Annotated in this window: 18 protein-coding genes and 2 pseudogenes; 12 read left to right on the top strand and 8 right to left on the bottom strand. The window is 71.1% G+C overall.

Annotated features, from left to right (window positions below; all coding sequences use genetic code 11):
* Nucleotides 1-221: 221 nt before the first annotated feature.
* Entirely contained in the window at nt 222-986 is a 765-nt protein-coding gene (locus ACFWWU_RS34600) for a MerR family transcriptional regulator (protein ID WP_384152397.1), read from the top strand.
* A gap of 29 nt (nt 987-1,015) precedes the next feature.
* Here the strand turns inward: ACFWWU_RS34600 and ACFWWU_RS34605 are convergent.
* Together ACFWWU_RS34605 and ACFWWU_RS34610 are read right to left on the bottom strand one after the other, a co-directional pair.
* Nucleotides 1,016-1,295, bottom strand: a pseudogene (locus ACFWWU_RS34605) (IS5/IS1182 family transposase); the annotation flags it as partial.
* A gap of 185 nt (nt 1,296-1,480) precedes the next feature.
* On the bottom strand, nt 1,481-2,713 hold the full coding sequence (locus ACFWWU_RS34610; protein ID WP_384152239.1) for a lipase: 1,233 nt from the start codon (nt 2,711-2,713) through the stop codon (nt 1,481-1,483).
* A gap of 501 nt (nt 2,714-3,214) precedes the next feature.
* Here ACFWWU_RS34610 and ACFWWU_RS34615 point away from each other — a divergent pair.
* Nucleotides 3,215-4,003: a class E sortase gene (locus ACFWWU_RS34615; protein WP_384152242.1), complete on the top strand. Its 789-nt coding sequence runs from the start codon at nt 3,215-3,217 to the stop codon at nt 4,001-4,003.
* Between the two features lie 353 nt (nt 4,004-4,356).
* Nucleotides 4,357-4,575 carry a hypothetical protein gene (locus ACFWWU_RS34620; RefSeq protein WP_384152245.1) on the top strand — a complete coding sequence of 73 codons (219 nt, stop codon included), beginning with the start codon at nt 4,357-4,359 and terminating at the stop codon, nt 4,573-4,575.
* On the opposite strand, the gene ACFWWU_RS34625 is transcribed toward ACFWWU_RS34620, so the two are convergent.
* Complete coding sequence (locus tag ACFWWU_RS34625) at nt 4,572-5,630, bottom strand: phosphotransferase family protein (protein ID WP_384152248.1); 1,059 nt, start codon at nt 5,628-5,630, stop codon at nt 4,572-4,574. The two genes, ACFWWU_RS34620 and ACFWWU_RS34625, sit on opposite strands and share 4 nt — an antisense overlap.
* A gap of 268 nt (nt 5,631-5,898) precedes the next feature.
* On the opposite strand from ACFWWU_RS34625, the gene ACFWWU_RS34630 reads away from it, so the two are divergent.
* The 3 genes from ACFWWU_RS34630 to ACFWWU_RS34640 all read left to right on the top strand — a co-directional run bounded on the left by ACFWWU_RS34630 (nt 5,899) and on the right by ACFWWU_RS34640 (nt 9,427).
* Nucleotides 5,899-6,135: a hypothetical protein gene (locus tag ACFWWU_RS34630; protein WP_384152251.1), complete on the top strand. Its 237-nt coding sequence runs from the start codon at nt 5,899-5,901 to the stop codon at nt 6,133-6,135.
* Between the two features lie 252 nt (nt 6,136-6,387).
* Complete coding sequence (locus ACFWWU_RS34635) at nt 6,388-6,546, top strand: hypothetical protein (RefSeq protein WP_384152254.1); 159 nt, start codon at nt 6,388-6,390, stop codon at nt 6,544-6,546.
* Between the two features lie 10 nt (nt 6,547-6,556).
* Complete coding sequence (locus tag ACFWWU_RS34640) at nt 6,557-9,427, top strand: bifunctional serine/threonine protein kinase/MFS transporter (protein ID WP_384152256.1); 2,871 nt, start codon at nt 6,557-6,559, stop codon at nt 9,425-9,427.
* Between the two features lie 320 nt (nt 9,428-9,747).
* Here the strand turns inward: ACFWWU_RS34640 and ACFWWU_RS34645 are convergent, their stop codons facing one another.
* The 3 genes from ACFWWU_RS34645 to ACFWWU_RS34655 form a co-directional block, all read right to left on the bottom strand.
* Nucleotides 9,748-10,140, bottom strand: coding sequence for a DoxX family protein (locus tag ACFWWU_RS34645; RefSeq protein WP_384152259.1), 393 nt, complete (start codon nt 10,138-10,140; stop codon nt 9,748-9,750).
* 70 nt (nt 10,141-10,210) lie between these two features.
* Nucleotides 10,211-11,101: an NAD(P)-dependent oxidoreductase gene (locus ACFWWU_RS34650; protein WP_384152262.1), complete on the bottom strand. Its 891-nt coding sequence runs from the start codon at nt 11,099-11,101 to the stop codon at nt 10,211-10,213.
* A complete protein-coding gene (locus ACFWWU_RS34655; protein WP_384152265.1) occupies nt 11,094-12,008 on the bottom strand; it encodes an NAD(P)-dependent oxidoreductase in 915 nt (304 codons plus the stop codon). Before ACFWWU_RS34655 ends, ACFWWU_RS34650 begins: the two co-directional genes overlap by 8 nt.
* 131 nt (nt 12,009-12,139) lie before the next feature.
* Between ACFWWU_RS34655 and ACFWWU_RS34660 the strand changes: the two genes are divergently transcribed.
* The 4 genes and pseudogenes from ACFWWU_RS34660 to ACFWWU_RS34675 form a co-directional block, all read left to right on the top strand.
* Nucleotides 12,140-15,262, top strand: a complete 3,123-nt coding sequence (locus tag ACFWWU_RS34660; RefSeq protein ID WP_384152268.1) for a BTAD domain-containing putative transcriptional regulator — start codon at nt 12,140-12,142, stop codon at nt 15,260-15,262.
* 219 nt (nt 15,263-15,481) lie between these two features.
* Nucleotides 15,482-15,700, top strand: coding sequence for a hypothetical protein (locus ACFWWU_RS34665; RefSeq protein ID WP_384152270.1), 219 nt, complete (start codon nt 15,482-15,484; stop codon nt 15,698-15,700).
* 106 nt (nt 15,701-15,806) lie between these two features.
* Entirely contained in the window at nt 15,807-17,609 is a 1,803-nt protein-coding gene (locus tag ACFWWU_RS34670) for an ABC transporter ATP-binding protein (protein WP_384152273.1), read from the top strand.
* 64 nt (nt 17,610-17,673) lie between these two features.
* Nucleotides 17,674-17,796, top strand: a pseudogene (locus tag ACFWWU_RS34675) (SigE family RNA polymerase sigma factor); the annotation flags it as partial.
* A 172-nt stretch (nt 17,797-17,968) separates the two neighbouring features.
* On the opposite strand, the gene ACFWWU_RS34680 reads toward ACFWWU_RS34675, so the two are convergent.
* Together ACFWWU_RS34680 and ACFWWU_RS34685 are read right to left on the bottom strand one after the other, a co-directional pair.
* Nucleotides 17,969-19,219 carry a DUF418 domain-containing protein gene (locus tag ACFWWU_RS34680; protein ID WP_384152276.1) on the bottom strand — a complete coding sequence of 417 codons (1,251 nt, stop codon included), beginning with the start codon at nt 19,217-19,219 and terminating at the stop codon, nt 17,969-17,971.
* Between the two features lie 180 nt (nt 19,220-19,399).
* A complete protein-coding gene (locus tag ACFWWU_RS34685) occupies nt 19,400-19,939 on the bottom strand; it encodes a hypothetical protein (protein WP_384152279.1) in 540 nt (179 codons plus the stop codon).
* 376 nt (nt 19,940-20,315) lie between these two features.
* On the opposite strand from ACFWWU_RS34685, the gene ACFWWU_RS34690 reads away from it, so the two are divergent.
* Together ACFWWU_RS34690 and ACFWWU_RS34695 are read left to right on the top strand one after the other, a co-directional pair.
* On the top strand, nt 20,316-20,942 hold the full coding sequence (locus ACFWWU_RS34690; RefSeq protein ID WP_384152400.1) for a response regulator: 627 nt from the start codon (nt 20,316-20,318) through the stop codon (nt 20,940-20,942).
* Nucleotides 20,939-22,060 carry a sensor histidine kinase gene (locus tag ACFWWU_RS34695; RefSeq protein WP_384152282.1) on the top strand — a complete coding sequence of 374 codons (1,122 nt, stop codon included), beginning with the start codon at nt 20,939-20,941 and terminating at the stop codon, nt 22,058-22,060. The genes ACFWWU_RS34690 and ACFWWU_RS34695 overlap by 4 nt, the downstream gene beginning before the upstream one ends.
* Nucleotides 22,061-22,140: the final 80 nt, after the last annotated feature.

The raw sequence follows: 22,140 nt of genomic DNA on the forward strand, positions 1-22,140 counted from the left end.
CGCCCACTGGTCATCTGAAAGATCCCCTCGCCCCACACCGAGATCATCACGGCACGAGGCGAGACACGGACCCCAGTTCTAAAACACGCCCTAGGGCCTGTCCCACGGATCAGGCCCTGGTGCATGTCCCACAGGGCTTCGGGCTTGCGCTTTCCGTTGCGGCAACTTCTACGGTCATGTGTGTGGCCGGAGAGACCGGCCCGGCGAGGGAGGCACCGGCGATGGCCTGGTCGATCGCGGAGGTGGCGCGGATGTCCAAGGTGACATCGCGGACGCTGCGGCATTACGACGAGATCGGCCTGCTGCCGCCCGCATGGATCGGGAGCAACGGACACCGCTACTACGAGGAGGCCGATCTGCTGCGGTTGCAGCAGATCCTGCTGATGCGGGAGCTGGACCTGGGGCTGCGCGAGATCCAGGCGGTCCTGGACAGCCAGCTCGACCAGGTGGCCGTGCTCCGCGAGCACCATCAACGGCTGCTCGCGGAACGGGACCGGCTGGAGACGCTGGCCCGTACGGTCGGCCGCACCATCGCCGAACTTGAAGAAGGTAAGGACACGGGCCGTATGACGAAGATCAACAAGCCGGAGAATCTGTTCGAGGGGTTCCAGACCCCCTCCGAGGCCGAGGCCGAGGTACGGGAGCGGTGGCCGCAGGCGTGGGAGCAGTCCCGGCAGGCCGTCGAGGCGATGACCTCCGAGGACACGGAGCGCTGGCAGCGTGAGGTGACGGCGCAGATGATCCGTATGGCGGAGTTCATGGTGGCCGGCACGCCGGTATCCGACCCTGCGGTACAGGCCGAGGTGGACGTCAACTACCAGGGCATCTGCCGGTTCTGGACCCCGACGGCGGCCGCGTACAAGGGAGTGGGCCGGACCTATGTCGACGACCCGCAGATGCGGGCCAACTTCGACAGGATCGCCGACGGTCTCGCCGTCTACCAGCGCGATGCGATGACCGTGTACGCCGATGCCCGGCTGAGCTGACCGCACGCGGCCAAGGGCTGTTCGGCGGGTCATGAGCGCAGCCAGAGGCGCATGGCTGCGACGGTCACGGTGCCGTGGAAGATGTATGCCCTCCTATCGACATCGGGTGGCTACGGCACGGAAGCCCTTGAGGGCGTTGATCGTTCGCTCGACTTCATGACGGGATGAGTACGCCTCATCGCCGCTGAGGTGATCAGGCCGGGTGCGCGGGTGACCGCCACCCGGCCGTGGTACGCGAACGCGCTCAAGGACCGGGGGCAACTGAGGTGCGTCGCCCCACTGCCCTGGCGTGATCAGCACCGGCAGGGGCGCGGCCGGCAGCCGCCATCTGCTGCCGCAGGGCATCAAGGCGGGCCGTGCACGGGGTGCTGGCATGGCCCCGGCGGCAGCTGATGGACGGCATGCGATGGCGAAGCCTTCCGGGACGCGGGCGAACGGCTCGACGCCGCGGCCCTGGCAGACGAAGCAGAGACCGCGGAACCGGGGCGTTCCGGTCATCGCCGGCGCAGCTCACCGAACCAGCGCACGATCGACGACGTGGCTGCCACGTTGGACCCCAGGTGACGGGATCCGCGGTAGTCGACATCGCCCACATCGACGACCGGGGCGTCCACGCCATTCCTGAGCAGGGCCGCCTGGCAGTGTTCGGTGTTGTCGGTGACGGCCTGCTCGTCCCCCGTCGCCATGTAGAGCCGCACCGGGGCGCGGGGGGCCCAGTCGGTGCATACGGCATCGGTAGCGCGCAAGGCCTCCGCCAGGGCCCCCGCCGGCTGCGCGAGCAACGCGCGGCCGTGCTCGGTCAGCAGCTCGTCCAGAGCCCCCGGGGTGCCCCGCATCAGCTGCTCCCCCGTGTGGGCGCCGTCGAAGAGTGCCTCGACGGTGCTGTCGTAAGGGGCTCGGAAGACCTCGCCAGGACTGTCGTAGACGCGGTGGAGCCGGTTGAACGCGACCAGGGTGTACGCCGCGTACAGCACACTGGACTTGGGCTCCAGCCTGCCCTCGAGCAGCGCGGGCAACTCCGCGCCGCCGAAGTCGTACGCGCCGCTGACCGGTGCCAGCGCGCCCAGCCTGAACCAGCGGTCCTCACCTGCCTCCAGAGCGCGGCCGAGCCCCAGCGCCGCCGAGGCGCCCTGCGAGAAACCGGTGACCATGACCTCGCGCTCCAGCACGTGTCCGGTGCGGGGAGCGAAGGCGCGGGCCGCCCTCAGCATGTCCAGGGATGCCGTGGTCTCGGATGCGATGTCCATCCAGGGGTGCAAGCCGGGTCCCGTACCCATGCCCAGGTAGTCGGGCGCGATCCCCGCGGCACCGGCCGCCGCATGCGCGATCACCGGCGCGGACACGAACGTGGCACGCCGCATCGACGGAGAATCGTCTTTGTGGCTGCCGGTGCCGTGCGCGAAGGAGACTGCCGTCAGCCGTCGCTCGCTGTGGAGCGGCAGCACGAACAGCCCGCTCGCGGTGGTGGGCCGTCCGTACGCGTCAACGGTCCGGTAGACCAGCCGGTACGCGACCACACCGTGCCGGACGGTGTCGTCGTCGAACCCGGCCGCACCCAGATCGGCGGACACCGCCTGCGGGGTCGCGAGCGTGTACAGCTTCTCGGCGGAAACCAGCGCGCCTCGGCCACGCCCCTCGTGCTGCCCCTGGGCATGGGCGACGGGTGGGGTGGCGGCGGTGGCGACGGCCGGTGCGCTCAGCAGCAGGGCGCAGCAGACGGCTGCCACCTGCGCACGGCGACCGCGGCGGTGGCGGGTTCCGTTGCGCGACGATATCGAGGTGGAGATGACCACGAGTTCCCCCAAGTGCGAATCGATGACGGCCTCTTCAGCCTCACGGGTCGCGAACTTCGGCGCACGGGTGCAGGCCCCCGGACCTTCCTGATGCCTGCACCCGCTCACATTGCCGCCCGAAGGCAGCCGCAGCTCGGGATTCGCAGGAGCCTCTGGCTCCCTTGACGCTCCGGATCCGAATCCGCTGTCCAGCTTCCGCGCGCAGAGCGATGCCGGCGTGGTCAGCCCGGACTCGCCGTCCTGGTGAGCCGGGACGGTGTCGACGTGCGCCGGCCGGAGGGCGAGGAGTGGCCCGGCATGAGACGGGCGGGCGGACGCTCGTCAGAGCGGCTCCGGCCTGACGCGCCCGGGCGGTGCGGCTCGTCGTGGCCCGGCGCGCGGCGTCCGCCGTGGGTGCCGTGGCGTGGGGGGTGGGGCGTGGGCCATCCTGGGGGTATGGGTGCCAAGCGTCGTGGGTCCCTGCGTAAGGGCCGGCACGGAGGCCGCGGCCTCCGCTGGGCTCTGCTCGCCGCCGTCACAGGGGTCGCCGCAGTGGTCGCGGTCGTCGCCGCGCTGACCGGCTGCGCGGGGGGCAGCGGCAGCGGTACGTCCACGGGCGTGCACGGTCCGACGTCGGCGGCCCCCTCGACCTCGTCATCGGCCCCCTCGGCCAAGCCCCCGCCCATCACAGCCTCCGTCACTCCGGCCACGTCGCCGGCCCCCTCGCCGCGGGAGCCCGTCGCCGCCGAGATGTCCATACCGTCGATCGGCGTCGAGAACCTGGACGTCACGCCGTACGAGGGCACGACCGACGACCGCGCGGGCACCCTCATCCAGGATCGCGGCGTGGCGGCGAGCCCGTACGGCAAGCGCGGTGGCGTGGGGCCGGGCGAGATCGGCAACTATCTGGTGACCGCCCACCGACTCTCAGCCGGCGGGCCCCTGCGTGAGCTGCCTTCGGTCGAGGTCGGGGACCTGGTGCACGTCACCGCTGAGGGCACCGTCTACACCTACGAGATCGTCGAGACCCGGACCACATCCTTCCGCTCCACCCGCTCACTCGCCGAGCAGCGGGCCGCGGTGCCGGGTGAGCCTGGCGAGAAGCCCACCCGGGCCATGATCACGCTCTCCACCTGCGCGACGCCGGAGGACAACGCGGCCGGCAATTTCTGGCGAGACGCCCAGAACAACCCCGAGCACCGGATAGACAAGATCGGCGTCCTGACCTCGACGCGATCGGCGTAGGGGGCGTCTTGTCGATCGTGTGTGGGAGGTGCCGCGCGCGCTGGCAGCGGACTCCCTGCGCGCCGCTCCGGGTGACAGGGTTGCCCTATGGTGCCGCCGTCCGCATGGGAGTGGGTTGGAGAGGGGCTCGCCTTCGCGTACCTGGGGTTCGACTTCAGGCACGGGCCCGCGCTGCTGCCGGCGGCTGCCGCCGGTGACAAGGAACGTCAACGGCCGCCCCTCTCCGTCGCAGGCCAGGTGGATTTCGCTGGTCAGCGCGGCGCGAGAGCGTCTGAGGCCGCGGTCGTCGAGCCCCCTTTGGACAGACTCGCCGTCCGCTTCGACGCCTCTGTCCTGATCGCCGCGATCTGCGCATGGTGACGACCAGCCGGGGCGGGTGGTTCGCCTCGGTGGCAGTTCTGGACGAAGAAGGCTACGAGATCGTCTGCCGCGACGCCGCCCGCAACGGGCATGAGGTCACCACAGCGGCCGGCGTCCACGGCTGCGCCCGCGGCCTCACCATCTGGAGGGCCGCCCGCGACTTGCCCAGGCGGCCGACCGGGCAGGTCAGCGAGTTCAAGAACACGGTCTAGTACCAGGGACGGGCGTCATGTGTGGGCAGGGGACGCAGCGTCGGCCAGCGTTCGAGCAGGCGGCCGGCCAGGGTGGAGCTGAGGCGGCCGACGGCGTGCAGGTGATCGTGGTCGCGGGTCATGTCGGCGACCACGCCCAGGCGGTGGACAAGCCGCTCACGGGCGGAGACGTAGCCCCACTCGAAGTCCTCGGCCGGCACCCGGGCAAGCTGATCGACCGTCCCGCGGTGGGCCCGCTCGACGAGCGCGTCGCCCTGGATCAGCCAGCCTGCGCACGCGTCGGCGAGGTCACCCGGCACGTCCTTCCCGGTGAGGCCGCGCCAGGTGGTCCGGTAGACGTCCTCGACCTCCGTGAGCGGGGCCGCGGTGACCGACATGGCACACCAGCAGGTGGGGAAGCCGATGCGGAAGTAGGCGAGTTCGATCAGGCCATTGCCGAGCGAGGCCCGCTCGAAGTCGACGAAGCGGACGCCGTCGGCGGTGCGCAGATCATTGCCGGGGCAGGGGTCGCCGTGCAGCAGCGCATGGTGCGGGGTGGGGTCCAACCGCTCCAGGAGACCGGCGAGTTCATGGGGAACCGTGGACGGTACGGGCACGTCGAGCGCCCTGGCCAGGGTGAGGAAGGACTCCGCGTCGGTGGCCGTGGGCCCCGACCACACCGGTAGTGCGCCCGCGTCGGCGGGCCCGGTCAGGGCGTGCAGCCGGGCGAGCGACTCGGCGTACCCCGGCATCCAGTCGTCCGTCCTGCCGAGGTCATCCACGCACTCGAGGACCATCACCCGCGAGGGCGGGTCCGTGGCGAGCACCGCGGGGGCCACGGCGGGCCCGGAGGCCCGTCCCGCCAGGCGCAGCCCGGCGACCTCCCGCGCGAAGCGCGTGTCCGCGTCAGCGCCCGTGTCCCCGCCGTCGGTGATCTGCTTGACGATCACCTGCCGCCGGTCGGCCAGCCGCACCCGCCACACCCGTGACCGCGGACTGCTGTCCAGGAGCTTGGCCTGCTCGGGAGTGCCCACGGTGGAGAGCAGCGCTTCATTGAACGGAACACGGTTCAGCATGCCGACGAGCGTAGCCGCAGTTTCGCACGCGCGAGCGAACGCCCTGACCTCGACCGACCGAGGTCGCGGAGGTCTCCCTCAGGTAGGCCCAGTCCGACTCGGTGAGTCCCGCGGTCGTACCGGGAATCCACTGCGGACCGAAGACAGCCGCCTGACCCTCCTGCTTCGCACCCGCGTCGGGACGGCGGGACGAGGCCGTGCGGGACACCGACAGACCGAACAGCCTCAGGCCGGCTCGTCCGCCCCCTCCGAGCACGTTGGGAGGGGGTTGGGCTCCCCGATCGCCGCGTGCCAGCGCCTGGCCATGCTGTGCCTCCGCTCGCCGCGTCAGTTGCGGCGGCGTTCGGGAGGCGACGAGAGATTTCTCTGCAAGGGCACCGCGCCGCCGTCTGCCCGGGCCTCCGCCCTCGCCCTCGCCCTCGCCCTCGCCCTCAAGGCCGTCTACAGCTCGCACTCCGGAAGGCTCACGCCGCTGCGCGGCCAACGCCCGCCGCGCCGAAAGTGAAGCAGCTCCGGGAGCGCACCGAGGAGCTGCGCAAATCGTGCGGCCCCGGCCGCCGGCACCGACGCGACGGCACCACCCGCCCGTGCCACCCTCGCGACCTGCACCTTCGGGTCACGCTTCGTCCTTACCCGTGATGCGGAGTACGAGGCGTCGCCGGCCAATGGTCCGGGTCTTCTTTACGGCAACCCAGGGCAGCGCGACAGGTAGTTGCTCTATTTTGGATCTACTCAGCCGTCGACGGGGGATCGCCACATGGCCATGGACGAGATCACGCACATCCGCACCGAGCGCAAGTTCAACGGCTCCCAGCGGAGGTCCACGACCCCGGGATCTTCGAGTGCGTTCAAGATCCCCCACCTCGACCTCATCGTGAAGCTGTGCCATCAGCTGAGCCCCGACATGAAGGGCTGACCTCTTCACCGTGGAACAGCTGACGGAGCAGGACCCGACACACATCGGCCCCTATCGTCTGATAGCCCGCCTCGGCGAGGGCGGAATGGGCCTGGTCTACCTGGGCCGGTCCGATCTCGGCCGTACGGTCGCGGTGAAGGTCGTGCAGGCCGACCACGCCCATCACCCGGAATTCCGCAAGCGGTTCGCTCGCGAGGTCGCCGCGGCCAGGCGGGTGGGCGGCAACTGGACGGCTGCTGTCCTGGACGCGGACACCGAGGCGGCCGTTCCCTGGGTCGCGACCCAGTACATACCAGGCCCCGACCTGACCACCGTGGTCGGCAAGGACTTCGGTCCGCTGCCCGAGCACTCGGTTCACACCCTCGCCAACCGTCTCGCCCTCGCCCTGCAGGCGGTGCACGAGGCGGGCCTGATCCACCGCGACCTGAAGCCCTCGAACGTGCTGGTGACCGTCGACGGCCCTCGGGTCATCGACTTCGGGATCGCCCGAGCACTCGACAGCATCGGCGGGGACAGTCTGCTCACCCGCACCGGCATGCTGATCGGCTCCCCCGGCTTCATGTCTCCGGAGCAGGTCCGGGGCCACGAACTCACCCCGGCCAACGACGTGTTCTGCCTGGGAGCGGTCCTCGTCTACGCCGCCACCGGACGCCTTCTCTTCGGCGCCACGGACACCGGACTGAACGCACATCTGTTCCGGATCGCCGAAGAGGAGCCGGACCTCACCGGCGTACCCGATTCACTCGTCGCTCTCGTGCGCGCGTGTCTGGACAAGGACCCGTCGAAGCGCCCCACGCCCGCGCAGGTGATCGAGCGCACAGCCACGGACGGGGCCGAGGAGTGGCTGCCCGGGTCCGTATTGGCCCACCTGGGGCGCCGGGCAGCAGAGTTGCTGGACTTCACCCCGCAGGCGCGAGGCGCGCAGCCGGACCCACGGGCCCAGGCCGCCTCCTCAGCCGCTCAGCCCCAGCCGACCTCGTACCCCCTGCCGCCGGCGCCGTCACCGGCTCCGTACGCCCCGAACCCGTACGCTCCGACGGCCCCGGCGAACTCCGGCCCCGCAGCGGGATTCGGACCACCGACGACCCCGCCGCCCGGCCCCCGGCCCGCACCCGCGTCGTTCGGTCCGGCGCAGACCAGGCGCTGGTGGGGCCTTGCGATCGGCATGATCGCGCAACTGGCCGTGCTGTTCGACGTGTCGGCGACCACGCCCCGGCTGATGCTCGGGATCAGCGCCGACATGGGCATGGACCTCTCTTACGAGCAGTGGATGTACGTCGGCTATGCCCTGGCCTTCGGTGCGCTGCTGCTCGTCGGCGGGCACCTCGCGGACCTCATCGGCCGCAAGCCGACGCTGCTCATCGGCCTGACCGGTTTCGCGGTGAGCGCCGCCATCGGCGCGGTGTCCCCCTGGTCCGCCGCACTGCTCTGGAGCCAGATCCTCAAGGGCGTCTTCGCCGCCCTGATCACCCCGGCCTCCCTCGGCCTGATCGCCGCCCAGTTCACCGAGCCGAGGGCACGCAGGAGGGCCGTCGGGATCTACTCCGTGATCGGCCTCGGCGGTTCCGCGCTGACCGTGTTCCTCGCGGTGCCGCTCACCTATGCGCTGGCCTCCTGGCGCGTGTCCATGTACGTCACCGTCCTGCTGGCTCTCATCGCCCTCATCGGCACTGCCACCCTGGTCCGTGACCCGTCCGGCCGCCGCACTCCCGCCGGCTTCGACACTCTCGGCGCGCTGTTGAGCGCATTCGGCGTCGCTGCCCTCGTTTTCGGCTTCGCGGAGTCCGGGGCCGCCGGATGGGGAGCTCCCATCCCGTCCCTGTCTCTCGCGTGCGGCGTCCTCCTGATCGCGGCCTTCGCCCGGCGGCAGTCGAAGGCCCGGAGCGCGATCCTTCCGCCCTACCCAACCAGGACCCGCGACACTTTCGGCGCGTCGCTCACCTTGTTCATGATCGGGGTTGCCCTATCGACCGTGATCGCGCCCCTCGTCGACTTCCTGGGCGCCAACGTCGGACCGGTGCCCACGGTCGGGGCCTTCGTGCTGATGGCCGCCTCGTTCCTCGTCGGCTCCTTGCTGATCTCCGCCAGGCTGCTGCCGCGCGTCGGGCCGCCCGCCCTGCTGGTCTCGGGACTGCTCGCCGCGGCGGTCGGGCCGCTCATTCAGCTGGCCATGGGCGGCTCCGTCTCCAGCACCTACATCACCGTGATCTGCCTCGGCATCGGCGTCGGCATGGCCGGCACGGTGCTCTACTCGACCATCATGGATGGCATCGCCGCGCATGACTCCGGCGGACGGGCCGGTCTCATCATGGTGAACCAGCACGTGGGCGCCGAGCTCGGTTTCGCGCTTCTCGCCGGAGCGGCCGGGCACAGAGCCGGGTTCCTCTTTCTGGTCGGCGACGCCGTGCTCCCGTACCTGGAGGCCGGGTCCCTGCTGGTTGCGGCGCTGGTCGGAGGACTGATGGTCAGGTCGAGGCCCTCGGAGGGCTACGCGGACAACGCGCCGACGCCGTACCCGCCGGGCCGGTCCGCCCCCACCCGGACGACGCCGGACCGCAGGGGAGCGAACGGACTGCTGCTCGTGAAGAACCATCGCGTCACACGCATACCGACGGAGCTTCGCGGGATGGATCTGCTGCAGGAGATCAGCCGCCTGCTGCGAGCCGAGAACGTCACGATGACGAAGCTCGGCACGGACCTGACCCTCTGGCATGTCGCCGGCGCCGGGCCACCCAATCCGGTCGCGAGCCGTCTCATGGCCGAGCACGGCTTCGAGCCTGTCACCGGGGCTGCGATCGTGGCCGGACGCATGATCGGCCATATGCCGTTCCCGCTGGGCAGCGATGCGGCCGACGGCCTCGCGCTCAGGCTGGAACAGTAGCCGGCCGGTGACCAGCCCCTTCCCGCCCTTGTTAGCAGGCCCCTCGGCGACCTGCACCCGGCCCGGGTCGAGACGCGCTTGACGGCGCGGGTCACGGAGTCGGGGACCGCCACCTGTGACATGGCCGCAGCGGTCGGGCTCGTCGATGCCGACGAACGCAGGCGTCGGCGGGTCGGCCCCGGCGCGGGACCAAGGCGCTGCCCGCCGCGGTGATGACCATGTATCAGTGCCTTCCCCTTAGAGTCCCTGAGCCCTCCTTCACGGCCGGCGCCACGGCGCCGCTCTGAGCGGCCCTGCCCTGTTCGCAGGGCCGCGGTCGGTCAGCTGATGATGGTGAAGGGCTCGGGGCCGAAGCGGCCCCACGCCACGAAACCGGCCAGGATGACATAGGCCAGGTCCACCACCATGAACGTGGCTTCGTGACGCCGGATTCGTGTGACCGTCGCACCCATCATGAGCATCACCAGACCGAGGGCAGCCAGCGGCACCAGAACCGGCGCGATGTCGAGCGCGGCGGGCAGGACCAGTGCCACCGCGGCCAGGACCTCGAGGGCTCCGATGGCCTTTACGCCGCCGCCACTGAAGTCTTCGACCCATCTCGCGCTGGGCCCACTGGCGGCTATCTTCTCCTTCGGCGTGATCATCTTGAAGCAGCCGCCGAGCAGGTAGGCAACGGTGAGCAGCCCGGCGACGATCCACAGAGCGAGGTTCATGAGTTTGTCCTTCCAGGGTTGTCGGGGGACACCGGTTGTGTTGTCGGCGTGTGTGACCCGCGCTCTGTGTTCATCGCTGCGCGGTGCCTCGTGATCTCAGCAGCTCGAACACGCTGGAGAAGCTGTCCTGGCCGTGGCCGTCGGCCGACCGCCTGTCGAGCAGGACCTTCAGCGGCTCGTGGACGTCGACGGCCATGCCACCGGCTCTGCTGAGCTGGATCAGGCTGTCGACCGCGGCCCGGTTCAGGTCGACCGTGGAGACCCCGTCCGCATAGTCTGCGGATCCTGCCTCGCGCGCCAGCTCGGGCAGGAACTCGGCCATCCCACGCAGCCATCGGGCCGCCAGCGGGGCGAACACCTCAGGGGTGGTGCCCACCGAGTCGAGCAGTGCCGCGGCGTGCAGGAACCCGGTGAGAGCCGCGTAGCCGGTGCCCAGCAGGGCCAGATCGTGGACTTCCGCAGACCCGGGGTCCGTACCGAAGTAGTGGGCCGGCGCCATCACTTCCAGCTCGCGACGGTAGGTGGTGAAGGCACGCTGGGATCCGCTGTAGAGGAAGAATCCATCCGGCGTGGCGACTGTCTCGGGAAGGGCCATCATGGCGCCGTCGAGGTAGTCGGCGCCGTTCCCGGCGGCCCAGGCGGCCAATTCACGGGCGTGGTCGGGGGTGCTGTTGGCGAGGTTGACCAGGGTGCGCCCCTGCAACGCGGAGGCGGTGGGTCCGAGGGTGTGCCGTACCGCGTCTTGGTCGAGGAGAGGCGCGATCACCAGCGAGCCTGCCGTGACCGCCTCGATGACGGTTGTTGCGCGGCCGGCGCCCTGTGCGACGAGTGCGTCGGCTTTGGCGGCGGTGCGGTTCCATACTGTGGTCGGGTAGCCGGCGTCGAGGAACGCGGAGGCGATCGGGGTGCCCATCCGGCCGAGGCCCAGGACCGTGACGTGGGGCTTCGTCCGCTCAGGCATTCCGCTCGCCCTTCGTGATCGTGTCGATGACGCTGGCGATGCCACTGGATCCGTGTCCGGCGGCCGCCGCCCGGCCCAGCAGGTTTCCGATCAGCTCCGGCACGTCGCTGCCGATGCCATGGGTCCTGCTGGTGTGCAGGAGGTGCTCCATCGCCGCCGCGTGCACCTCCACGGTGCCGTCGTCGTCCGGGAAGCGGCCGTCCTGAATCTGGCGGGCGTGGTCGGCCATCAGCGAGGTGACGAACGGCATGTGCTCCGTGGCCACCGCCGCGAAGGCGGCCGGGTCGACGCCCGTCGCGCCCACCAGGGCGACGGCGTGGTAGAAGCCCGCCAGCGCCCCCCAGGCCAGTCCGAACAGCGCCGTGTCGTACACCGGGGCCAGCGCCGGATCAGCGCCGAGGTGTACGGAGTTTCCCAGGCTCGCCAACACCGTCCGATGGGTGGCGAAGGCCTCCGGGGAGCCACTGAGGACGAACAGCGCCTCGGGACGCCCGACAAGCCGTGTGCCGCTCATGGCGGCGCCGTCGAGATAGTCGGCGCCGTGCCCGGCCGCCCAGTCGGCCGTCGTGACGGCTTCCTCCGGAGTGCCGGAGGTCAGGTTCACCAGAGCCCGGCCGCGCAGGCGCTTCGCCACTGGCCCGAGCAGACCGCTCACGGTCGCGTAGTCCGGCAGGCAGACCACGACCAGGGGACTCGCGGAGACCGCCTCTTCCAGCGTCGCCGCACGGACGGCGCCCTGGGGAACGAGTGCGTCGGCCTTCGCGGCGGTGCGGTTCCATACAGTCGTGGCATGGCCGGCGGCGAGGAACGCCTGGGCGAGCCGGGTCCCCATCTGCCCCAGGCCGATCACCGACACCGCGGACAGTTCCTGCTTCTGGTTCTGGTTCTGGTTCTGCTTCTCCAACATGAGGTGACTCCTGATTCCTTGTTCCTTCGACTGACCGCACCGGCCGGTTCGTTCGGTGTGTTCTCACTGTGCCGACCGGCGCTGGCGGAACTCTGTCGAGCCGCTGTCGGTCGGCCGGATACCGTGCAGACATGTACTTCTCCGTGCTCGGCCCACTCACCGCCTGGACGGCTGCCGGAGACGCGGTCGACATCCCCGAAGCGAAGGTGCGCGCACTGCTGGCCGCTCTGCTGGTCCACGCGGGACAGATGGTCTCGGCCGATCGGCTCGTGGACGATCTATGGGGCGAGCGGCTGCCCGGAAACCCGGCCGGTGCCCTGCAGACGAAGGTCTCGCGGCTACGCCGTGCCCTGGCGCGCGCCGAACCCGGGGCCGAGACGCTGGTGGAGTCGAAGGCACCGGGCTATCTGCTGCGCATCGGTCCTCAGGACGTGGACTCCCATCGGTTCACCGACCTGACCGCCACCGCGTACGGCACCGAGGACCCGCGCACCAGGACGGACCTGCTGACAGAAGCGCTGGCGCTGTGGACGGGGGATGCCTTCGCCGACCTGCGTGACATGGAGTTCCTGCGCACCGCGGCCGGCCGCCTTGAGGAGCAGCGCCTGACCGCCCTGGAAGCGCTGGGCGAGACCCGCCTTGAACTGGGCGAACACCACGCGATCGTCGACGAGTTGAGCGAGCTGGCGGTCCGCCACCCACTGCGGGAGCGGCTGCGCGCCGTGCAACTGCGTGCGCTCTACCGGGCCGGGCGCCAGTCCGAAGCACTGGCCGTGTACGACGAACTGCGCAAGCAGCTGGCCGACGAACTGGGCGTGGACCCCGGGCCAGAACTGACCACCCTGCACCGGGCGATCCTCGAACACGATGCGGGCCTTGAGGCCGCCCCCACCCCCTCAAAGGGGAGGTGGGGCGACCTGGCGGCGCCGCTCACCGGCCTGATCGGCAGGAGGGAAGCGTTGCCGGCGGTGGGTCAACTGCTCGCCACCCACCGGCTGGTGACGCTGACGGGACCCGGCGGGGTGGGCAAGACCCGCCTTGCGGAAGAGACTGCCAGACGGGCGGCCGGCGCCTACCCCGACGGCGTACGGATGGTCGGCCTCGCCGGCTCCACCGAGGCGGCCGAGCAGCTCAGCGCCGCCCTGGGCGTACGGGAAGAGGGGGCGGTGGGACTGGAGGACGCCCTGCGTTCGCGGCGACTCCTGCTGGTCCTCGACAACTGCGAGCACGTCATCGACTCGGCGGCCGACGTCGTACGCCGGATCCTGGCCGCCGCGCCCGGGCTGAGCGTTCTGGCCACCAGCAGGGAACCTCTCGGTCTGGCCGGAGAGGTGGTGTGGAGCGTGCCGCCGCTGCCGCAGGCCGACGCCGAGAAGCTGTTCGCCCTGCGGGCCGCTGCCGCCGCACCCGGTTTCGCCGTCACCGAGGACAATGCGGAGGCCATCTCGACGATCTGCCGCCGCCTCGACCGGATACCTCTCGCGCTGGAACTGGCGGCCACCCGGGTCCGTGCGCTGGGAGTGCACGAGTTGTCCGCCCGCCTCGACGACAGGTTCCGTCTCCTCGCCGGCGGCCACCGCGGCGTGCCACCCCGCCAGCGCACCCTCCGGGCGGTGATCGACTGGAGCTGGGATCTGCTCGACGACGACGAGCGGACCCTCCTGCGCCGGCTGGCCGTCTTCGCCGGCGGCTGCACCCTCGAGACGGCCGAGGCTGTGTGCCGCGGAGAGGGCCAGGACGTTCTCGACCCGCTGATCCGCCTCGTGGACCGCTCACTCGTCGCCGTGACCGACAGCCGTCGCTACCAGCTGCCGGAATCGGTAGCGGCCTACGCCCTTGAACGCCTCGCGGAGGCGGGCGAGTTCGAAGCCCTCGCACTGCGACACCAGGAGTACTACACGGAGCTCGCCGAGCAGAGCGCAGCCCGACTCCACGGCCCTGAACAGCAGAGCCGGCTGACCCGCCTCGACCAGGAGAGCGCGAACCTGCGCATAGCCCTGGACCGCGCCGTGCGGCGGAATGATGCCGGCACGGCCCTGCGCATGGCGCTCGCCTCGACCTGGTACTGGTTCCTGCGCGGCCGACTGAGCGAGGCCCGGCGCTCACTGGACGCGACGCTGCGCATCACCGGCGGCGCCGATACGGTCCTGCGTTCCCAGGCCGCCCTCTGGTATGCCGGATTCACCCTGCTGGCCGGAGAGGGACGGGACGACACGGTCCATCCGGCCGCGGTGCCGGTCGACGGCCGAACCGATGGCGCACGTGCCACCTGGTTCCTCGGCCATGCCTCGCTCAGCGCAGGTGAAGACCTGTCCCTCAGCGAGTCCCTGGTGGAGCGTGCCCTGACCGACTGTCGTACGGCCGGCGACCGTTGGGGCATCGCCGCGGCACAGAGCACCCGGGCCACCCAGGCCCTGCTGAGGGGGGACCTCGCCGCACTGCGCCGGAGTGCCGAGGACGGCCACGCGCTGTTCGAAACGCTCGGCGATCGCTGGGGACAGCTGCAGACCACCTATCCCTTGGCAGCACTCGCCGCGATCACCGGCGACTACACGCGCGCCGCACGACTGCACCAGGACGGTCTTCACCTGGCCGAGGAGCTGGGTTTCTGGACAGACGCCGCCGACCGGCTCACCGGGCTGGGCAGGATAGCCCTCCTGACCGGTGACTTCCCTCACGCCACACGGCTCCACCGCAAGGCGATGGCCCTGGCCGCCGAACACGGCTACGCGGCGGGCGAAATCCACGCCGAGATCGGCCTCGCCCTCGGAGCCCGGCGCGAGGGCGACCTCGACCTCGCCGACAAGCACCTCCGCAGAACCCTCGCGTGGCACCGCGAAGTCGACTTCGGCCCCGGCCCCGCGCTCCTCCTCGCCGAACTCGGCTTCCTCGCCGAACAACGCGACGACGCACCCACGGCCCTCACCCTGCACCACCAAGGCCTCTCCGTCGCCCGTGCCAGCGGCGACCCCCGGGCCCTGGCCCTCGCCCACGAGGGCCTCGCCGGGGCATACGCGCTAGCGGGCCGACCCGTGCGGGCCGCCCGCCTCCTGGGCACCGCCACCCGGGCCCGGGAGTCCGCCGGCGCCCCTCTCCCGGAGGCCGAGCGCGGCGATGTCGAGCGCATCATGGCCAAGGTCCTCAAGACGCTGGGCACAGAGACGTTCGCTGCCGAGTTCTCCGCCGGTATCGACGACGATCCCCACCTGGGAAGCCATGGCGGGGCGACGGCTGGCGAGGACTGGGGAACCTGACACGGTCGTCGCGGCAACGGCGGCCGCGGTGTCGTCGGCGACGGACACGATGGCCATCTCGGGGCCAGGCGGAGCCGCGAGCACGGCCAGGGCGTTCTCGACGCTGGACGTCAACCAGCCTCTTCCCACCGACAGGCGATCTTCTCCAGCCACTCGGCGGGGGTCCACCCGACGATCGCCGGGTGGCCGAAGAAACATCCGGTCTTCCACGCTGGTGGCATGACACGCCGTGCACAGGAGCCGGAGCTCACCACCTCGCATCGGTCACCGGCCGGTGCGACGGGCCGTCGTGACGCCGGGCGACGCGGCAGCGAGGTACGGGAGTTCCTCGGCATGGCGCTGGTGGCGAGCGGTCTGTGTCTCGCCGTCATCCGTCCCGAGTTCTGCGATGCCGTTGTGCGCACGCTCGCCACGAGGGCTGCCGAACTGGCCGGTTGAGCCGAAGCCGCTCGCCACGTGGAGCCCCGAGGGATCGCACGGACCCGCGACCGCCGAGGCGGTGCGCGCCCTGCCACAGCGGCAGACCACGTAGGAAAGGAATCCTGTGAACACCGCATCCGCCCCCGAGGCGACGGGTGCCGACTCCCCCCGCGCCCGCGAGACGCTCAAGGCGCTGTACGGGTATGTCCGCCCGCATCGATGGGCCGTCGCACTCGGCCTGCTGCTGGCGCTGGTAGGGGCGGCCGGCGGGCTCCTCCAGCCGCTGGCCACGAAGGCGCTGGTCGACCGGCTCTCGTCCGGTGGCACGATCGCCACCATCCTGGTGGCCCTGACGGTGCTGGTGCTGCTGAGCACGGTGGCCGAGGCATTCGGTGCCTATGTGCTGGAGCGGACGGCGGAGTCGGTGGTCCTGGCCGCTCGCCGCAGCCTCATCGGTCGGCTGCTGCGGCTGCGGCTCGCGGAGGTGGACCGGATGCAGCCGGGCGATCTGATGTCACGGGTGACCTCCGACACCACGTTGCTGCGGGCCGTCAGCACCCAGGCGGTGGTCAACGCCGCGACCGGGACGGTCACGCTGATCGCGGCGGTCGTGGTGATGGCGTTCCTGGACGCCGCCCTGCTCGGCGTCACACTCGTCGTGGTCGCGGTCGTCGGCGCGGGCAGCGCCCTGGTGATGCCGAAGATCGGGCAGGCGGCCGAGCGCTCGCAGGAGGCCGTCGGGGAGATGTCCACCGGCCTGGAGAGGGTCTTCGGCGCGTTCCGCACGGTGAAGGCGTCCGGCGCCGAGGAGCGGGAGACCGCTCGCGTCGAGGCGTCGGCCCGGCGCGCGTGGCGCCACGGCGTGCGCGGCGCGAAGTGGGAGGCCCTGCTGGGAACGGCGGACAACCTCGCCATCCAGCTGGCGTTCCTCGCGGTGCTCGCAGTCGGCGGGGCGCGGGTGGCGTCCGGGGACATCCCCGTCTCCACGCTCATCGCCTTCCTGCTGTACCTGTTCTACCTGATGGAGCCGGTGTACAAGCTGATCGAGGCCGTCTCCAGCTACCAGGAGGGCGCGGCCGCGATCTCCCGGATCACCGAGGTCGACCGCCTGTCGACAGAGCCGTCGGCCCCGCACCAGCCGACGGGGAATCGAGATCGGGCCGTCGTGCAGGACCCGGCGTCGGTCCGCTTCGAGGACGTGTCCTTCCGGTACGGACCCGGGCTGCCGTACATCCACCAGCAGGTGGACTTCGAGGTACCGGGCGCCGGGATGACGGCTTTCGTCGGCCCCTCGGGAGCGGGCAAGTCGACGCTCTTCACGCTCCTTGAGCGGTTCCACGAGGCGTCCGGCGGCCGGATCCTCCTCGACGGCAAGGACGTACGGCAGTGGCCGCTGCCCGAGCTGCGGTCCACCATGGGGTACGTCGAGCAGGACGCGCCGGTGCTGGCCGGCACTCTGCGGGAGAACCTGGTCTTCGCCGCGCCCGGCGCGACGGACGACGACATCCACGCCGTCCTCGCCCGGACCAGGCTCGACACCCTCGTCGACCGTCTCCCGCACGGCCTGGACACCCTGGTCGGGCACCGCGGCTCAAGACTGTCCGGCGGTGAGCGCCAGCGCGTCGCGATCGCCCGGGCCCTGCTGCGCAAACCCCGGCTGCTGCTCCTGGACGAGGCGACCTCGCAGCTCGACGCCGTCAACGAGCTGGCGCTGCGGGACGCCATCGCCGAAGCGGCACGTACGACCACCGTGCTGGTAGTGGCGCACCGTCTGTCGACGGTGACGGACGCCGACCGCATCGTCGTCATGGACGCGGGGAGGGTCCTCGCGGTCGGCACTCACGAGGAGCTGGTGGCCAAGGACGAGTTGTACGCACGGCTCGCCGCGACCCAGCTCCTGGCCCCGGCGGAGCGCCCCGGCGCGTGAGACGGGCCGAACCGGAGCGCGGCGACACCATCGTCCACCGACACGATGGAGTCGGAGTCCCCATGCCCGTACACATGGCCAAGGGCCGGGTATCGGCGACAAGGAGCGAGCCGACGCGTAGGTACGCCGCGCCGTGATCAGCCTCAGGACCGAGTGGTGGCGTGCACGCAAAGCCGAAGAGGTGCCGCGTGCGGGTCCTGCTTCCAGCACTCGCCCCCGAGCGGCCGGTCCGCGCCAAGAGGGCCTGGTACGGGACCGCCGGGCGCACGGCCGAAGCCCGCAAGGGCTGATCCCCTCGCGGGCCACGAAAGCTGTCGAAGCCGGGGCGGGATACGTAGGCCGACCGCCCCGGCCCGGCCTCATCGGACGTACTTCGCCGGCTTGGTGGCGGCGTTGAGCAGAGACTCCAGCGGTCCGCGGCGGAAGAAGCGGGACCAGACCGCGGCGAACCCGATCGCCCCGAGGACGAACGTGAGCACGGGCACCCAGGAGACCTGGCTGCTTTCGCCGGTCGGTAGGCCCACCACGGACTGCACGACGAAGTGGCCGACGTAGGCCGTCAGGGACATGGCGCCCACGGCGATGATCGGTTTCGCCAGGCGGCGCAGGAACGGCAGACGGTCCATCAGCACCGTCGCGCACACGATCACGAGGATCGCGACGCCCACGCTGCCGATGATGTCGAACGTGGTGCCGCTGTGCGGCCCGGCGGACAGCAGATCCGAGGCCGACCGCTGAGCCTCGAAGGATCCGCTGCCGGAGGACGCCGCCTCGGAACCGGCGGACGACTTCCCGCCCTCCGCCATGCTCCGCAGCGCGTCCTTGCCCGCCAGCAGCAGGGACATGCCGTACGCGGCCACGGTGAGGGCGGCGCCGAGCGCGGCCAGGCGCCGCTGGACGGCGGGGGCGGACAGGTCGAGGCGGGCCAGCGCCATCCCCGCGACCACGAACGGCATCCACGTGATCGCCGGATAGAAGCCGGTGAGCAGCAGATCGAGCACGCCCACGTCGCCGAGCGCCTTGAGCGGGTCGTAGGCGTTGACGCTCTGCTGGACGGACTCGCTCAGCAGCGAGTTCAGGACGAACGCCAGCTGCGGGGTGACCAGTGCGAGCCCGGCCGCGATCACCGCGAGCGTCCCGGCGCGCAGTCGCACCAAGGGCAGGGCGAGGAGGAAGTAGACGCCGTAGAAGGCGAGGATGATCACACCCCCGTACTCCATCGCCAGCGCGGTGCCCAGCGCCAGCAGGACCACGGCGCGGATGGCGATCCGCGCTTTCGCCTGGCGGCCGGCCAGGCCGGTCTTCGGCTCCCGGCGGCCGGCGATCAGCATCAGCGACAACCCGGCGAGGGTGGCGAACAGGACCGACGAGTGGCCGTCGGCCAGGTACCGGACCCAGCTGGCGACGCCGTCCGTGGCCGAGAGCGGGGGGCCGATGTGGACGATGTACATGCCGAACACCGCCAGCGCGCGGGCCACGTCCAAACCGACCAGGCGTCCCAGCGACGGAGCGGCCGAGGCGGGCACGGCGGGCTCGGGCGAGGTGCGGGGCCGCGGAGGCGAGTGCTCCTGCGGAGCTGATGTCTCGTGCGGCGGCTGCGTATGTGTCATGCGGACAACCTCGTGGTGACGCCAGGAGACGGACCATCCGGCAGCCCTCGGTAGCCGCCCCGCCGGTCGGCCGGGCCGTCCCCGCCGACCGGCGGGGCCGGACCGCGGCCGCCGCCTCGGAACACGTCACTCGCAGCACCGGAGCAAAGCCGCCCGCACCCGCCCGGCCAACCAACGTCCCTACTTGATAACGGCGTTGGCCACCACGACAGCCAGGCCGAGCAGCGCGTCCGCCGTGCCGATCTTCAATGAAGAGCCCCAGGTGCGGCCTCCGGCGCGGGCGGCAAGCAGCCCCCAGGCGAAAAGCAGCCCCACGTTCACGGCCAAGGCCACGCCCTCGATGGCCCGCGAGGGCCACCAGCCCCATGCCGCGCCGAGCAGCAGGAACAGCGTCGGCGTCGTCGCCAGGACCAACGGCCACTCGGACAGCAACAGGCGCGCCGCGGCGCGCACACCGCGGACTGTCTGGTCGCCGCGCCGGGCTATCAGATGCGCGTAACCGTGCGCCAGGGCGGAGGCGACGGCCGTGACCACAAGCCACTTCGCGCTGCTGAGCGCGTCGGCGGGCGCGGTCGAACCCTGTTCGGTCAGGGCGGCCACCATGGAGCTGGCCAGCACGGCCCCGTACACACCACCGAACAGCACATGGGGCCGCGCCGCCCAGCGACGCGTAACGAGAGCGGACTGGTGCAGGCGCAGGCGCAGAGACGAGCGGGGCATGAGCAGGTGGTCCTCGAATGGTACGGATATCGGTTGTGGCCCGCCGTTCGGGCGGGCCACCAATCGATCCCACCGGAGAAGGGCCACAGACTCCATCCGCCGAGGCTCGTCCACCTGCCCGCCGAAGGGCCGGAGCGCTCCCCCCGAACGGCTGGAACCGGCCTGCCGGGTGGCGGGCGTCCCCTCGCGGTCGCGCCGTGGCGCGCCGTGGCGGACGTACGCTCGACAGCGAGCGATCACCGTACGAGAGCCAGATTGCCCTGCGCTGCGTAGGGGTCGCCGAGAACCAAGACAGGGCAGACGAGTGTGAGGCGGAACGCCGGTGATCCGGGTAGTGGTGGTGGACGACGAGGCGCTGGTGCGATCCGGCTTCCAGATGATCCTGAACGCGTCCGACGGCATCCAGGTCGTGGCGACCGCGGAAGGGGCGCAGGCGGCCGACGTGATCCGACGCGAGATGCCGGACGTCGTGCTCCTCGACATCCGCATGCCGGACGTGGACGGCCTGACCGTCCTGCGGCAGATCCAGACACTGCCCGAACCACCGCACGTGGCCATGCTGACCACGTTCGACACCGACGAGTACATCCTGACCGCGCTGCGCTCGGGGGCCGCCGGCTTCCTCCTCAAGGACACCGAGCCCGAGCAACTCGCCCAGCTGGTGCGTACCTTGGCCGCGGGCGGGGTGGTGATGTCCCCGAAAGCCTCACGTGCCCTGCTGCGCAGTCATCCGGGGGTGGGAGCACCCCAGGACGCGGACGTGGCGCGCGTGGGCCTGCTCAGCGACCGGGAACGCGACGTCCTCGTCCTGATTGCGGAAGGACTGTCCAACGCCGACATCGGCACCCGCATCCATCTGAGCGCGGGCACCGTCAAGGACCACGTCAGCTCGATCCTGACCAAGCTGCGGGTCTCCAGCCGTGTCCAGGCGGCACTGCTCGCGGAGCGGGCCGGACTGCTCAGCAAGAACGGCGACGACGCGGCACGGGACGACGGGCGATGAGCACGGGCCGGGCGCTGTGGAGGCGGGTGCCGACCTGGGCGGTCGACGCGGGCCTCGTCGCGCTCGCCGCGCTCGACGCCTGGATCAACCTCTTCGGCGAGGCAACCCCCCTCATGTGGGCCTGCGCCGCCATCGGCTGCGCGGGGCTGTTCCTGCGCAGACGCTTCCCGCTGACCGTCTTCCTGCTGACGCTGCCCATGACTCTCTTCATGGACGTGGCGGTCGCGCCGGTCGCCGCCCTGTACACACTGGCCGCGTCCACCCGCAACCGTCGGCTGCTGGTCGGCTGCGCCCTGCTGGGCGCGGCCACAGACACCCTCGTCTGGCCCCTGTCCGACACCTTCACCGGCGACCGGACCTGGACGCTCATCCAGTTCGTCTACACGCTGGCCACGGCCTTCGCCCCTGTCCTGGTCGGCCAGCTCGTGCAGGCCAGGCACGACGTGGCGCGCCAGCTCGCCGAGGTGGAAGAGGCCCGCGAACACGAACGCGCCCTGTACGCCCAGACCGTGCTCGCCCGCGAACGGGCTCAGCTGGCCCGCGAGATGCACGACGTCGTCTCCCACCAGGTCAGCCTCATCGCCGTGCAGGCCGGAGCGCTCCAGGTCGCCGCCAAGGATCCCGATGCCCGCGAGGCCGCCCGCACCATCCGCTCCCTGAGCGTGGACACCCTCGACGAACTCCGCCACATGGTGACCCTGCTCCGTGCCTCCGGCGGCAAGGAGACCGAACTCGCCCCCCAGCCCACCCTCGCCGATCTCCAGCAATTGATCGCCAACAGCGGCATCGAGACGACCCTGACCGGCGAACTCCCGCCCGACATCAGCACGACCGCGCAACGCACGGTCTACCGCACGGTCCAAGAAGCCCTCACCAACGTGCGCAAACACGCCCCCGGGGCCCGCGCCGAGGTACGCCTGTGGCACGACGCACACCACTTCGGCGTCACCGTGACCAACACAGCACCCACCCGCCCGGCCGTCGCCCTGCCCAGTTCCCGCCAGGGCCTGATCGGCCTGCGAGAACGCGCCGAACTGCTCCACGGCACCTTCACCGCCGAACCCACCCCACAGGGCGGGTACGAGGTCGAACTACGAGCCCCCGCCCAGCCCGACTGAAACCCGGCCCGCCTGAAACCCGGCCCGCCTGAACCCGACCGCTGTCGGGCCTGCTCGAAGGCCGGCCCCTTTCGGTTCTC

Origin of the sequence: Streptomyces sp. NPDC058650 (assembly GCF_042717315.1) — a bacterium.
Taxonomy (GTDB): domain Bacteria; phylum Actinomycetota; class Actinomycetes; order Streptomycetales; family Streptomycetaceae; genus Streptomyces.